General features: G+C 40.1%; 9 protein-coding genes. 6 read left to right on the forward strand and 3 right to left on the reverse strand.

Annotated elements, in window-relative coordinates:
- Positions 1-51: 51 nt before the first annotated feature.
- The gene (gene recA / locus SKC35_RS04420; protein ID WP_377978227.1) at positions 52-1,110 is read right to left on the reverse strand and encodes a recombinase RecA; all 1,059 of its coding nucleotides are present in this window, start codon (positions 1,108-1,110) and stop codon (positions 52-54) included.
- 126 nt (positions 1,111-1,236) lie between these two features.
- Here recA and SKC35_RS04425 point away from each other — a divergent pair, with 126 nt between their 5' ends.
- Positions 1,237-2,028, forward strand: coding sequence for a DUF3108 domain-containing protein (locus SKC35_RS04425; protein WP_377978228.1), 792 nt, complete (start codon positions 1,237-1,239; stop codon positions 2,026-2,028).
- Here SKC35_RS04425 and SKC35_RS04430 read toward each other — a convergent pair.
- Positions 2,004-3,293, reverse strand: a complete 1,290-nt coding sequence (locus tag SKC35_RS04430) for a cryptochrome/photolyase family protein (RefSeq protein ID WP_377978229.1) — start codon at positions 3,291-3,293, stop codon at positions 2,004-2,006. The genes SKC35_RS04425 and SKC35_RS04430 overlap by 25 nt on opposite strands.
- Positions 3,294-3,413: 120 nt before the next feature.
- Between SKC35_RS04430 and queA the strand changes: the two genes are divergently transcribed.
- From queA to SKC35_RS04455, 5 genes are all read left to right on the forward strand, one after another.
- Positions 3,414-4,466: a tRNA preQ1(34) S-adenosylmethionine ribosyltransferase-isomerase QueA gene (queA, locus tag SKC35_RS04435; RefSeq protein WP_130896843.1), complete on the forward strand. Its 1,053-nt coding sequence runs from the start codon at positions 3,414-3,416 to the stop codon at positions 4,464-4,466.
- A 20-nt stretch (positions 4,467-4,486) separates the two neighbouring features.
- Positions 4,487-5,152, forward strand: coding sequence for a 2-C-methyl-D-erythritol 4-phosphate cytidylyltransferase (locus tag SKC35_RS04440; RefSeq protein WP_377978230.1), 666 nt, complete (start codon positions 4,487-4,489; stop codon positions 5,150-5,152).
- A gap of 3 nt (positions 5,153-5,155) precedes the next feature.
- Positions 5,156-7,531 carry an efflux RND transporter permease subunit gene (locus SKC35_RS04445; protein ID WP_377978231.1) on the forward strand — a complete coding sequence of 792 codons (2,376 nt, stop codon included), beginning with the start codon at positions 5,156-5,158 and terminating at the stop codon, positions 7,529-7,531.
- Complete coding sequence (locus SKC35_RS04450; protein ID WP_377978232.1) at positions 7,531-8,712, forward strand: MFS transporter; 1,182 nt, start codon at positions 7,531-7,533, stop codon at positions 8,710-8,712. Before SKC35_RS04445 ends, SKC35_RS04450 begins: the two co-directional genes overlap by 1 nt.
- A 300-nt stretch (positions 8,713-9,012) precedes the next feature.
- Positions 9,013-10,635 carry an NADP-dependent glyceraldehyde-3-phosphate dehydrogenase gene (locus SKC35_RS04455; protein WP_377978233.1) on the forward strand — a complete coding sequence of 541 codons (1,623 nt, stop codon included), beginning with the start codon at positions 9,013-9,015 and terminating at the stop codon, positions 10,633-10,635.
- Between the two features lie 52 nt (positions 10,636-10,687).
- Here SKC35_RS04455 and SKC35_RS04460 read toward each other — a convergent pair whose 3' ends face one another.
- Positions 10,688-12,304, reverse strand: a complete 1,617-nt coding sequence (locus SKC35_RS04460) for an ABC-F family ATP-binding cassette domain-containing protein (RefSeq protein WP_377978234.1) — start codon at positions 12,302-12,304, stop codon at positions 10,688-10,690.
- Positions 12,305-12,363 lie beyond the last annotated feature (59 nt).

Raw genomic sequence — 12,363 nt, forward strand, 5'->3', positions numbered from 1 at the left:
AAAAGCGACTAATTTTCATTAGCCGCTTTTTTATTACCAGTAAATTCAAGCTTATTCTGCTACCGCGTCTTTATCTATAAGCGCACTATCATCGACTTTGACCTTATCTTTAATTTTAGCCTCTAACTCTTCCATTAATTCTGGATTATCTTTAATTAAGTCTTTAACCGCATCGCGACCTTGACCTAAACGGTTTCCATTATAAGAGAACCAAGAACCCGATTTATCGATGACGTTTAAATCCACTCCTAGATCAAGGATTTCTCCCGCTTTCGAAATACCTTCGCCATACATAATATCGAACTCAACTACTTTAAAAGGAGGCGCTAATTTATTCTTCACAACTTTCACACGAGTTCTATTTCCGGTGATCGAATCTGCGCTTTCTTTAATTTGACCTGCACGACGAATATCTAAACGTACCGAAGCATAGAATTTCAAAGCATTACCACCCGTGGTCGTTTCTGGAGAACCAAACATGACCCCAATCTTATCACGTAACTGATTAATGAAAACACAGCAACAGCCCGTCTTATTAATCGTTCCTGTTAATTTACGTAAGGCTTGAGACATCAAACGAGCTTGTAAACCCATTTTAGAATCCCCCATCTCCCCTTCAATCTCTGCTTTAGGCACTAAAGCAGCCACTGAGTCAATCACTATGATATCGATGGCTCCAGAAGAGATTAAGTGTTCTGCAATTTCTAAGGCCTGCTCACCATTATCTGGTTGAGAGATAAGCAAGTTCTCACAATCAATACCTAATTTTTCTGCATAAGAGCGATCAAAAGCATGTTCCGCATCCACAAAAGCAGCTAAACCTCCTGCTTTTTGAGCTTCTGCTATCATATGAAGGGTTAAAGTAGTTTTACCAGAAGATTCTGGACCATAGATCTCTACGACACGACCTCTAGGTACACCGCCAATGCCTAAGGCTAAGTCTAATCCTAAGGAGCCTGTTGATATTACAGGAACATCCATCACTTTACTGTCTGATAAACGCATAACGGTACCTTTTCCGTAAGCTTTATCTAATTTCTCTAACGTAGTTTGTAAAGCTTTTAACTTTTCAGCCGCTAGGCCTTGCGCATCACTAGCTTGTTTCGCCATTTTCGTTTTTTATCTAAAAATTTATGAGGCAATCGACTATATTTGTTTTATCGTTTGGCCTATACAAAAATAGAAAATTACCCCTAATTTTTTATACAAACAATTGATAATAAATTGTGCATTGGCATGAAAAATCAGACTCTTGTTATTTTTCTATTCTTGTTTACTTTTTTGAGCCTTTCGGCTCAGGAAAATAAGTCGCTGATTGCTGGAGAAAATCTAAAATACAGCATTCACTTAGGCTTTATCAATGCCGCAGAAGCGACCATAAAAAGTAGCTCAGGAACAAGTGTGCTAGGGAATCAAACCGTTAGAAAGGTAGAAATTGAAGGTAAAACGACTGGAGTACTTGAATTATTTAGTCCCTTACGCGATTATTGGTCTGCTCAAATAGATTCGGAAAGCCTATTACCCTTAAGGACAGAAATGCGCAAACGCGAAGGACGATACCGCAAAGAGGAAACCGTTCTGTATCAAATGGACAAAGGTTTTGCGAAAATCACCTCCCCTCAAAACAAACCCGTCACCACCACGATGGCAGGTCCTAAAGATTTATTAGACCTAATTTCCGCTTATTATTTCTTGCGAAGTAAACCCGTGGCAGACAAGAAACCAGGCTCTAGATGGTCCGCGCAGGTATTAGTAGATAGTAAAATTTATGAACTAGTATTAGTGGTGAAAGCGAAGGAAACCATTGAAACGGAAGCAGGGAAACGATCGAGCATTAAAACCAATATACTTTTGCCTAAGAACAATTTGTTCAAAGAGGAGGATGCGATTCGTTTATGGATCAGCGATGACGAGTACCAGGTGCCATTAAAAGTGCAAGTGAACTTAAAAATAGGATTCTTGACCATCGACTTAATCGATTACAGCATTCAAGGTAGGAAAATCTATTTCCCTAAAGCTTCTTTGTAAGCCGCTAAAACTCTACCGCGCGCAAACTCGTGGTTGACAATAGGAGTTGGATAGGTCAATTCTTGTAATTCAGGGACCCATTTTTTGATATAGGCCAAAGATTGATCGAATTTTTGCGTTTGCAAAGTGGGATTAAACACTCTAAAATAAGGAGCCGCATCACAACCGGAACCCGCTGCCCATTGCCATCCCCCATTATTCGCAGCAAAATCAAAATCTAACAGTTTCTCCGCAAAGTAGGCTTCGCCCCAGCGCCAATCAATCAATAAGTGCTTCACTAAAAAGCTCGCCACAATCATCCTCACTCGATTGTGCATAAAACCAGTGGCATTCAATTCCCGCATCCCGGCATCCACAATCGGATAACCTGTTTTTCCTTCACACCAGGCCTTGAATTCCTCTTCGTTATTGCGCCAATTCATTCGATCGTATTCCTTTCTAAATGAATGTCGGTCAGATATGTGGGGAAAATGATGAAGGATATTAAAATAAAAATCTCGCCAAATCAATTCATTCAACCATACTTCTGACTTACCCAAAACCTGACGAACTAAAGAACGAATCGACACCGTTCCAAAACGTAGATGCACCGAGAGTCTGGACGTACCTGGTTTGGCAGGAAAATCACGGTCCTGAGCATAGGATTTAATCAACTCATCTGCCACAATGGCCTGAGGGAAATGTAAACCAGATGGCTGAAAACCAATATCAGTTAAGGAGGGAATGCTAAACGTCTCAGAAATATAATTTGTGCTAGTAGAGGAAGGATAATTAGGCAGAACAATTCCGGCTAATAAGGCTTTCCACTTGCGCGAATAAGGCGTAAATACGGTGTAGGGGGTACCAGCACCTGACAAAACCTCATCCTTCTCAAAAACGACTTGATCCTTAAACGTTTTGAATTCTACCCGTTTTTCTTTGGCTAACGAGCTTATTGTTGCATCGCGATCCAAGCCATACCGTTCGTAATCGTGGTTGGTATAGATACGGGCCACATCCCATTCGTTCAATAACTCTTTGAAGATATCAATAGGATTACCGTATTTCACACAAAGATGACCTCCTATCGCCTTATTCAGCTGAGTAATTGATTGATGAATAAACTCAACTCGCCCATCTTTTTTAGAAGGAAGACGATCTAAGATATTCGTATCAAAAATAAAGAGAGGAAGGACGGGATCTTTTTCGGACAAAGCTTGGAATAATCCTGCATTGTCTTCGATTCTTAAATCACGTCTAAACCAAAATATGGAAACTTTTTTCATCCTCTATGTATCTTAAAGCGGTAAACTACGCAGATTCTAGATTGTTTCAAAAATTTACCTTGACAAGCCCCCCTTCAATATGGTATATTTGTAGATTATAAAAATTCAAACCCGCTGAGAATGAAATTATCTGAATTCAGATTTGATTTACCCCAAAATTTAATTGCCCTTAACCCTACCGAGAATCGCGAAGATGCGCGTATGATGGTGGTTAATCGGAAGAATAAGACGATTGAACATAAGAAATTCACAGATATCATCGACTATTTCGGCGAAGGTGATGTGTTAGTGACAAACAATACAAAAGTTTTCCCTGCACGTCTATACGGTAACAAAGAGAAAACAGGAGCTCAAATCGAGGTCTTTTTATTAAGAGAATTAAATAGAGAACACCGTCTTTGGGACGTATTAGTAGATCCAGCACGTAAAATCCGTGTAGGTAATAAATTGTATTTTGGTGATTCAGACCTTGTGGCTGAGGTGATCGACAATACTACTTCTCGTGGACGGACCATTCGTTTCTTGTATGATGGTGATCATGATGCCTTAATGCAAGCGATCCACGAATTAGGCGAAACACCACTTCCGGACGAGATTCGCTTCAAAAGAGCAGCGACTGAAGATGACCGCGATCGTTTCCAAACTATTTATGCAGAGCACGTAGGTGCGGTGGCGGCTCCTACAGCGGGTTTACACTTCTCGAAGATTGTCATGAAGCGTATGGAATTAAACGGCGCTCAGTTCACTCCTATTACTTTGCACGTCGGTTTAGGTACTTTCCGTCAAGTAGATGTTGAGGATTTGACCAAACACAAAACAGATTCAGAACACTTTATGATCGACGATTCGACTTGCAAATTTGTGAACGAAGCAATCGATAATAAAAAGCAAGTATTAGCGGTAGGAACAACCGTTATGAAGGCATTAGAATCCTCTGTATCAGCTAGTGGCCACCTAAAGCCTATTAATAGCTGGACAGATAAATTCATCTTTCCTCCCTACGAATTTAAAATCCCTACAGCTTTATTAACGAATTTCCACCTTCCAGAATCGATTCTATTAATGATGGCATCGGCATTTGGTGGTCACGAGTTAATCACAGAAGCGTACAAACAAGCCATTAAAGAGAAATACCGTTTCTTCTCGTATGGTGACGTGATGTTAATCATCTAATTGAAATAATCGGGTTTGCTTTGAAAAAATATGCCATTATTGTCGCAGGGGGTTCCGGTCAGCGTATGCAGAGTGCGGTCCCTAAGCAATTTTTGCTTTTACAGGGCAAACCCGTTTTATACCATACCATCGCTGCCTTTTACCAGGCAGATGCTACCACAGAAATAATTCTGGTATTACCAGTTGATCAGTTTTCCTATTGGGAAACGCTAATAGCCGGATTGCCTGCTATTCCGCATCGTTTAGTCGCTGGAGGTAACTCCCGATTCCAAAGTAGCCAACAGGCAATTCAAACCTTATCAGAGGACGGAATGGTTGCCATTCACGATGGTGTGAGGCCTTTGATAGATCCAGCTTTGATCAGCTCAAGCTTTCAAGCAGCTTCTGAAAAAGGAAATGCGGTTTTGGCTGTTGCTTCAAAGGATTCTGTTCGGTTTTATTCCGCTGATAAAAAAAGATTCGAACATCTGAACCGAGATTCCATACGTTTGATACAAACACCTCAAATATTCTCTGTTAAAGACCTAAAAGAGGCCTTTATGCAGGAATATTCGGATGATTTCACTGATGATGCGCGTGTAGTGGAAGCTTTGGGAATACAAATTAACCTAGTAGAAGGATCGTATGAAAATATCAAAATCACCACTCCGGAGGATTTGTTATTAGCTGAGGTCTTAATGAAATAATCTATGAAAAACGCTTGGAATTGGATTGGCAAAAGTATCCTACAGTATAAATTTCCCCTTTTAGGATTCATTCTTTTACTGACGATTGGCTTAGGATTTAAGGCGAGCCAAATCCAACTAAGTTATGAATTAGCGAAGATTCTTCCTGCTTCAGATGAGCGTTTTCAACTCTACGAAGGATTTAAAAAGAAATATGGTGAGGATGGCGCTGTCATGGTTATTGCGGTCGAAAATCCTCAAATATTTAGCCCAGTAGAATTTCAAGCATGGCGAGATTTAAGTAATGAGGTCAAAAAGCAGGCGGGCATCAAGAATGTACTTTCCCTAGCGACATTACCCGAATTATACCTTGATACAGTTGAGAAGAAATTCAAGACGCGCCCCTTGTTAGATAGTACTTTGGTGCTTGATGAAAGCAATTTAGCAGCCTTTAAAGCCAAATTAGACCACTTACCTATCTACAAAAACTTCCTTTATACGGAAGACCTGAAGACGCATTTACTCTTGATTACATTAGATCAAAAGGTCATCAATGACAAGGGACGCATTACTTTGGTCAGAAAAATCAAAGCACTAGGGGAACAATACCAAGTAAAAATGAAGCATACGGTGCATATGACGGGTATGCCTTTCATTCGTACCGAATATACCTCCCAGGTAACGAAGGAATTAAGCCTGTTCTTGGGTTTAGCTATCTTGGTGACATCCTTAATCTTGTTGTTCTTCTTCCGCTCATTCCAAGTCGTATTCTTCGCGAATATCGTGGTCTTAGTGGGCATTGTGGCTTCATTAGCGACGATTGTATTCTTCGGATTTAAGATAACGCTTCTATCTGGTTTAATTCCTCCACTCATTGTGGTTATCGGAATTCCGAATGTGATTTTCCTTTTAAACAAGTACCATGAAACCTATTTATCAGGTAAAAGCAAGGAAGAATCCTTAATCGAAAGTGCTTCGAAAGTGGGCAGAACATTGTTCTTGGCTAATTTGACTACATCGATTGGTTTTGGGGTTTTTGCCTTTACGGGATCCGCTTTGTTAGTTGAGTTTGGGATTGTGGCTGCGTTAAATGTGATGATCACCTTCTTTGTTTCGCTGGTATTGATTCCTATTTTCTTTAGTTTCTTAGCTCCTCCACAGCAGAAAGATTTAGCGCATTTTGAGTCGGTGAGAGTGAATAAATTCTTGAATCGTGTGGATATTTGGGTGCTACATCACCGAAAGTTTATCTATGGTTTTATTTCGATTGTTTTAGTTATTTCCTTCTATGGACTGAGTAAAATTCAAGCCGTGGGGTATATTGTGGACGACTTACCTCGTGATAATGCCATCTATACCGATCTAAAGTTTGTAGAAGATCGCTTTAAAGGCGTGATGCCTTTTGAGGTGAATATCGATGCGTTTGAAAAAGGGAGAGCGTTGACGCCGGAACTTTTGGCCAAAATCAAACGAACCGAAAAATTAGTCGCTAAGTATCCTGAATTCACCCAAGGGCTTTCCATTTTAACTGCCACTAAATACCTCTACCAAGTGTACCGAGGTGGAGATCCCAAATACTTCACTTTACCAGGCATTGATGAATTAGCCAAGCTAAAGGACTTTCAATCGAGTTTAGATGGTAAAAACAACAACTTATTTGCCGGTTTTATCGATAAAGACAAACGTTTCACTCGGATTAGTTTCCAAATGCAGGATGCCGGAACCGTTCGAACAAAACAATTATTCGATGAGATTCAGCCTAAAATCGATAGCATCTTTAGAACCGATATTGAGACCGGCGAATTACTCCCTAAGGGCGATAAAAGGGGTTACCAAGCTAATGTAACAGGCAATTCTGTCATCTATGCGTTCCAAACAGAGTACTTGCAAGTCAACTTAATTGAAAGTACCATTACAGCCATTATCTTGATCTGCATCTTGATGGCGCTCTTATTCCGCTCTTGGAAAATGGTGTTGATCTCTACCCTACCGAGTTTAATACCTTTGATTATTACAGCAGGCTTAATGGGTTATTTTGGCATTGCCTTAAAGCCTAGTACCATTTTAATCTTCTCTATTGCCTTCGGGATTTCGAGTGATGGAACGATTTATTTCTTAACGCGCTACAAAGAAGAATGGGCTAAGAATAACCAAAACGTTCAGAAAGCAGTTCAAACAACCATTTTAAAAACGGGGGTCTCTATGTTTTACACAGCGATGATTCTGTTCTTTGGCTTCTTTATCTTCACGGCATCTACTTTTAAGGGAACGCAGGCATTAGGCATACTAGTTTCGGTCACTCTGCTGATGGCGATGATTTGTAACTTGATTTTATTACCAGCCTTCTTGTTAGGATTAAACAAAAAGGAAATCGCCACCATCTTAGAAGAAGACCTTTAATGACATCCGCGAAGCCATCTCTATACACCTTATCATTCTTATTACTTTGCTTAAGTAACTTTCTGTTTTCGGCTAGTTTTTCTATGATCATTCCGGAATTGCCGGATTATTTGGCGAGTTTAGGAGGTAAAGAGTATATCGGTTATACCATCGCATTATTCACGCTCGCGGCTGGTTTTTCACGTCCCTTCTCTGGAAAACTAACGGATCATATTGGGCGAATTCCCATTATGGCCTTCGGATCACTCGTTTGTTTTATCTGTGGAGGACTCTATCCGCTAATGCACACTGTCCAAGGGTTTTTATTCTTACGGTTCATTCACGGGATGTCTACAGGGACTAAACCAACTGCAACGGCTGCTTATGTGGCTGATATCATTCCAGAAGACCGTAGAGGGGAAGCACAAGGAGGCTTAGGAATCTTCACGGCTACGGGAATGTCCATTGGACCTGCAATAGGTAGTTTCTTAGCTTCGACTTATGGTTTAGACCAAATGTTTTACATTTCCTCCGTCTTTGCTCTTGCTTCTATTCTAATAGTGAGTCGCATGAAAGAGACCTTGCCTAAGGCGATGAAATCTCGTTTCAGTCTATCCCTTTTTCGCATTGGCTGGAAAGATGTATTTGAGCCTAAAGTGATCCCTGTATTTTGGGTGATGTTGTTTGTGTCCTTTTCCGCGGGAGCTATGATTACCCTTATTCCTGATACTTCTAAAGTGGTAGGCTGGACAAATAAAGGCTTGTATTTTACCATTTACACCGTTTCTTCCATTGTAATCCGATTCTTTTTTTCCAAAGCGTCGGATCAATATGGACGAATTCCTGTATTAATATTTGGTTGCTTTATGTTAAGCGTATCGATGTTTTTACTCGTATTTGCAGCGAATTCTTATTTGTTAATTATTTCAGCTATTATCTATGGAATTGCGTGGGGCTTCAACACGCCTACTTTGGCAGCCTGGACCAATGACTTAGGCGACAAAAATCACATGGGTCGCGCTATGGCAACGATGTATATCGCCTTAGAGGCAGGAATAGGCATAGGCGCCTATGTTTCAGGCGAAATTTACCAAGGAGTGGCGAGCCAAATCCCCATTCCCTTTTTATTAGCAGCCTTATTATCTTTGTTAGCGTTTCTTTTATTGTGGACGAAAAAACGAAATTGGACCTATGGAATTTAGCGAATACCTAACTCAAAAAAACATCTGCTCCGCTAGTTTTTCAGCGGCTGAACCGTCCCTCTTTCAAAACTGGTCAGACACCTTCATTCTTTTGCATCCCGCCAGTTTCACCGAACAAAACAAGTTCATTATCAATAAAATCCGAAGAAAATATCCTGTAAAAAAGGAGTAATCTTTCCCATTCGATGTCTTTATATTAGTAAATAACCGGAAAAACATTGTACTATTTAAATAATTGATTCTGTCTTTTATTTGAAATGTACTAAATCCGGAAATTTGTAAAAATTTATAACAAAGACAATGCCAGAAAACAATTTACAAAACCTCTTCCCATCCGCGGAAGAAATCCCTTCAGCATACGATCTAACTCAACCCATCGAACAAAAAGAGTATTTGGTCAATGGAGAAATGCGCCAGTGGAAAGGCAAAACGCAAGACGTTTGGTCACCTATCTACGTAAAAACAGACAAAGGTTTTGAACAAAAACGAATCGGCTCCTATCCTATCACGGATGCAGCAGATGCGATGGAAGTATTGTACGCTGGTGTAAAAGCTTATTCAAATGGCCGTGGCGAGTGGCCGTCTATGACGGTGGCACAACGAATCGAATGCGTGGAGAAATTCACCCAAAAGATGATTCAAAAGCGCGACGAAGTGGTCAAGTTATTAATGTGGGAAATTGGTAAATCATTAGGCGATTCACAGAAAGAATTTGACCGTACGGTTCAATATATTTATGATACGATTGGTGCCTTAAAAGATATCGATCGTACTTCTTCTACTTTCTTAATCGAAGAAGGAATTATCGGGCAAGTAAGACGTTCCCCATTAGGCGTGGTACTTTGTATGGGACCATTTAACTATCCGTTGAATGAAACCTTCACGACCCTAATCCCAGCCTTAATCATGGGAAATATCGTTTTATTCAAACCACCGAAACATGGTACTTTATTACACTACCCATTATTAGAGGCATTTAAAGATTCTTTCCCAGCCGGTGTGATCAACACACTATACGGACGTGGAAACTCCATCATTCCTCAATTAATGGAATCAGGAAAAATCGATGTATTGACTTTAATTGGATCATCTAAAGTAGCTGATAAATTAAAGAAGATGCACCCGAAAGTTAACCGTTTACGCGCCATTTTAGGCTTAGATGCGAAGAATGCAGCGATCGTAACGGAAAGTGCAGACTTAGATTCTGCCATTAATGAGTGTTTATTAGGCTCGCTTTCTTTTAACGGACAACGTTGTACTGCGGTAAAAATCATCTTTGTTCATAAATCACTTGCTGATAAATTCAACGAGGGCTTAGCGAAGAAAATCGAAGCGCTTAAATTAGGTATGATGTGGGAACCAGGCGTTCAAATCACCCCACTTCCTGAGCCGAATAAGCCAGCTTATTTAACTGAATTGATCGAAGATGCGAAACTACATGGTGCTAAAGTCATGAACGAACATGGAGGAGAGAACTTCAAATCCATCTTCTTCCCTGCCTTATTGTATCCAGTTAACAGCAAAATGAAGGTTTGGCATGAAGAGCAATTTGGACCAGTGGTACCCGTTGTACCATTCGAAAGCTTAGATGAGCCCATCGATTATATCCACGAATCGTCACACGGACAGCAAGTGGCGATTTTCGGGACGGATGTCAACCAAATTTCGGAATTAATCGATGCGACAGTGAACCAAGTTTCGCGTGTGAACATTAATGCGCAATGCCAACGTGGGCCAGACTCTTTCCCTTTCACAGGTCGTAAGGATTCTGCAGAAGGAACGCTTTCTGTTACAGCCGCATTACGTTCGTTCTCGATTCGTACTGTTGTCGCTACTAAAGCAACTCAGTCGAACAAAGACATCGTGAATGCGATTGTAGAGAACCAACAATCGAATTTCTTATCGACAAGGTTTATTTTGTAATCAGTTGATAAGCACACAAAAAAAGGCCAGCGCTTTCGTGCTGGCCTTTTTTTTATTTAAGTGATGCTCTCTGAGCTTTTACTGTAGGATCAGTAATGAACTCATCGTAGGTCATTAATTTATCCAAATGACCTTTAGAACCAATTTCTATCACGCGATTCGCCACCGTGTCAGTCAATTGATGATCATGACATGTGAACAACATCGTTCCTGGGAATTCGATCATACCATTATTCAAAGCGGTAATGGATTCTAGGTCCAAGTGATTAGTAGGTTCGTCAAATAAAAGCACGTTCGCACCTGATAACATCATACGAGAGAACATACAACGTTGTTTCTCCCCTCCTGAGATGACGGTACATTTTTTCAAAGCTTCATCACCGGAGAATAACATCCGTCCTAAGAATCCACGAATGAAACTTTCGTCTTTCTCTACGGAATATTGACGTAACCAATCGACTAGATTCATGGAATCATCTTCAAAGTATTGGGCATTATCATTCGGCAAATACGTCTGAGTAGTTGTTACCCCCCATTTATACTCACCTGTGTATTTCGTATTTTCGCCAGCTAAAATATCCAATAACGCAGTGATCGCCAAAGAATCCTTGGCTAGCAAGGCCACTTTATCTCCCTTATTGATCGTGAAAGATAAATTCGTGAATAAAGGAGTACCATCATCTGTCGTAGCTGATAAATTTTCTACACTCAATAATTGATCTCCCGCCTCTCTTTCAGGTTTGAAATTGATGAATGGGTATTTACGAGAAGAAGGCTTGATATCTTCCACTTGTAATTTATCCAACATTTTTTGACGAGAAGTCGCTTGTTTCGATTTCGCTACGTTAGCAGAGAAACGACGAATAAACTCCTCTAATTCCTTCCGTTTTTCGTCGGTCTTTTTATTCTGATCCGTACGTTGACGGGCTGCTAATTGTGAAGACTCATACCAGAAGGTATACGTACCACCGTATAATTGAATTTTGCCAAAATCTAAGTCAGCAATGTGCGTGCACACATTATCTAAGAAGTGACGATCGTGAGAAACCACAATCACCGTGTTTTTGAAGTTCATCAAATAACCTTCTAACCACAAAATGGAATCAATATCCAAGTTATTCGTAGGTTCATCTAACAGCAAGATATCTGGGTTACCAAATAAAGCTTGAGCCAATAAGACTTTCACTTTATCTGAACCATTTAAATCTTTCAATAAAGTATAGTGTAGATCAGCTGAAATACCTAAACCACCCAATAAAGAACCAGCTTCCGATTCTGCTTCCCAACCATTTAATTCGGCAAATTCAGCTTCTAAATCCGCCGCTTTATTTCCATCCTCCTCAGTGAAGTCTTCTTTTAAGTAAATCGCATCCTTTTCTAACATAATGTCATAAAGTCGCTTATTTCCCATAATCACCGTTTGCAATACCTCTACCTCTTCGTATTCGAAGTGATTTTGCTTCAAAATCGACATACGCTCACCAGGATTCATCGAAATAGAACCAGTTTGAGATTCGATTTCGCCTGATAATATTTTCAAAAAGGTTGATTTACCTGCACCATTGGCACCGATTAAACCGTAACAGTTACCTTCAGTAAATTTGATATTAACTTCTTCAAAAAGGACTCTTTTCCCAAAACGAAGGGACACATTAGATACTTGCAACATAGGAGCTGGATTAAATAGGGTGCAAAATTACTAATTTTGGCACCGATTATCATATTTTT

It is taken from the genome of Aquirufa originis (assembly GCF_042714495.1).
In the GTDB taxonomy this organism is placed as follows: domain Bacteria; phylum Bacteroidota; class Bacteroidia; order Cytophagales; family Spirosomataceae; genus Aquirufa; species Aquirufa originis.

What these genes read in the sequence shown, in the direction of transcription:
- recA (WP_377978227.1), bottom strand. Translation starts at nt 1,110, where the DNA reads ATGGCGAAACAAGCTAGTGATGCGCAAGGCCTAGCGGCTGAAAAGTTA.
- SKC35_RS04425 (WP_377978228.1), top strand. Translation starts at nt 1,237, where the DNA reads ATGAAAAATCAGACTCTTGTTATTTTTCTATTCTTGTTTACTTTTTTG.
- SKC35_RS04430 (WP_377978229.1), bottom strand. Translation starts at nt 3,293, where the DNA reads ATGAAAAAAGTTTCCATATTTTGGTTTAGACGTGATTTAAGAATCGAA.
- queA (WP_130896843.1), top strand. Translation starts at nt 3,414, where the DNA reads ATGAAATTATCTGAATTCAGATTTGATTTACCCCAAAATTTAATTGCC.
- SKC35_RS04445 (WP_377978231.1), top strand. Translation starts at nt 5,156, where the DNA reads ATGAAAAACGCTTGGAATTGGATTGGCAAAAGTATCCTACAGTATAAA.
- SKC35_RS04450 (WP_377978232.1), top strand. Translation starts at nt 7,531, where the DNA reads ATGACATCCGCGAAGCCATCTCTATACACCTTATCATTCTTATTACTT.
- SKC35_RS04455 (WP_377978233.1), top strand. Translation starts at nt 9,013, where the DNA reads ATGCCAGAAAACAATTTACAAAACCTCTTCCCATCCGCGGAAGAAATC.
- SKC35_RS04460 (WP_377978234.1), bottom strand. Translation starts at nt 12,304, where the DNA reads ATGTTGCAAGTATCTAATGTGTCCCTTCGTTTTGGGAAAAGAGTCCTT.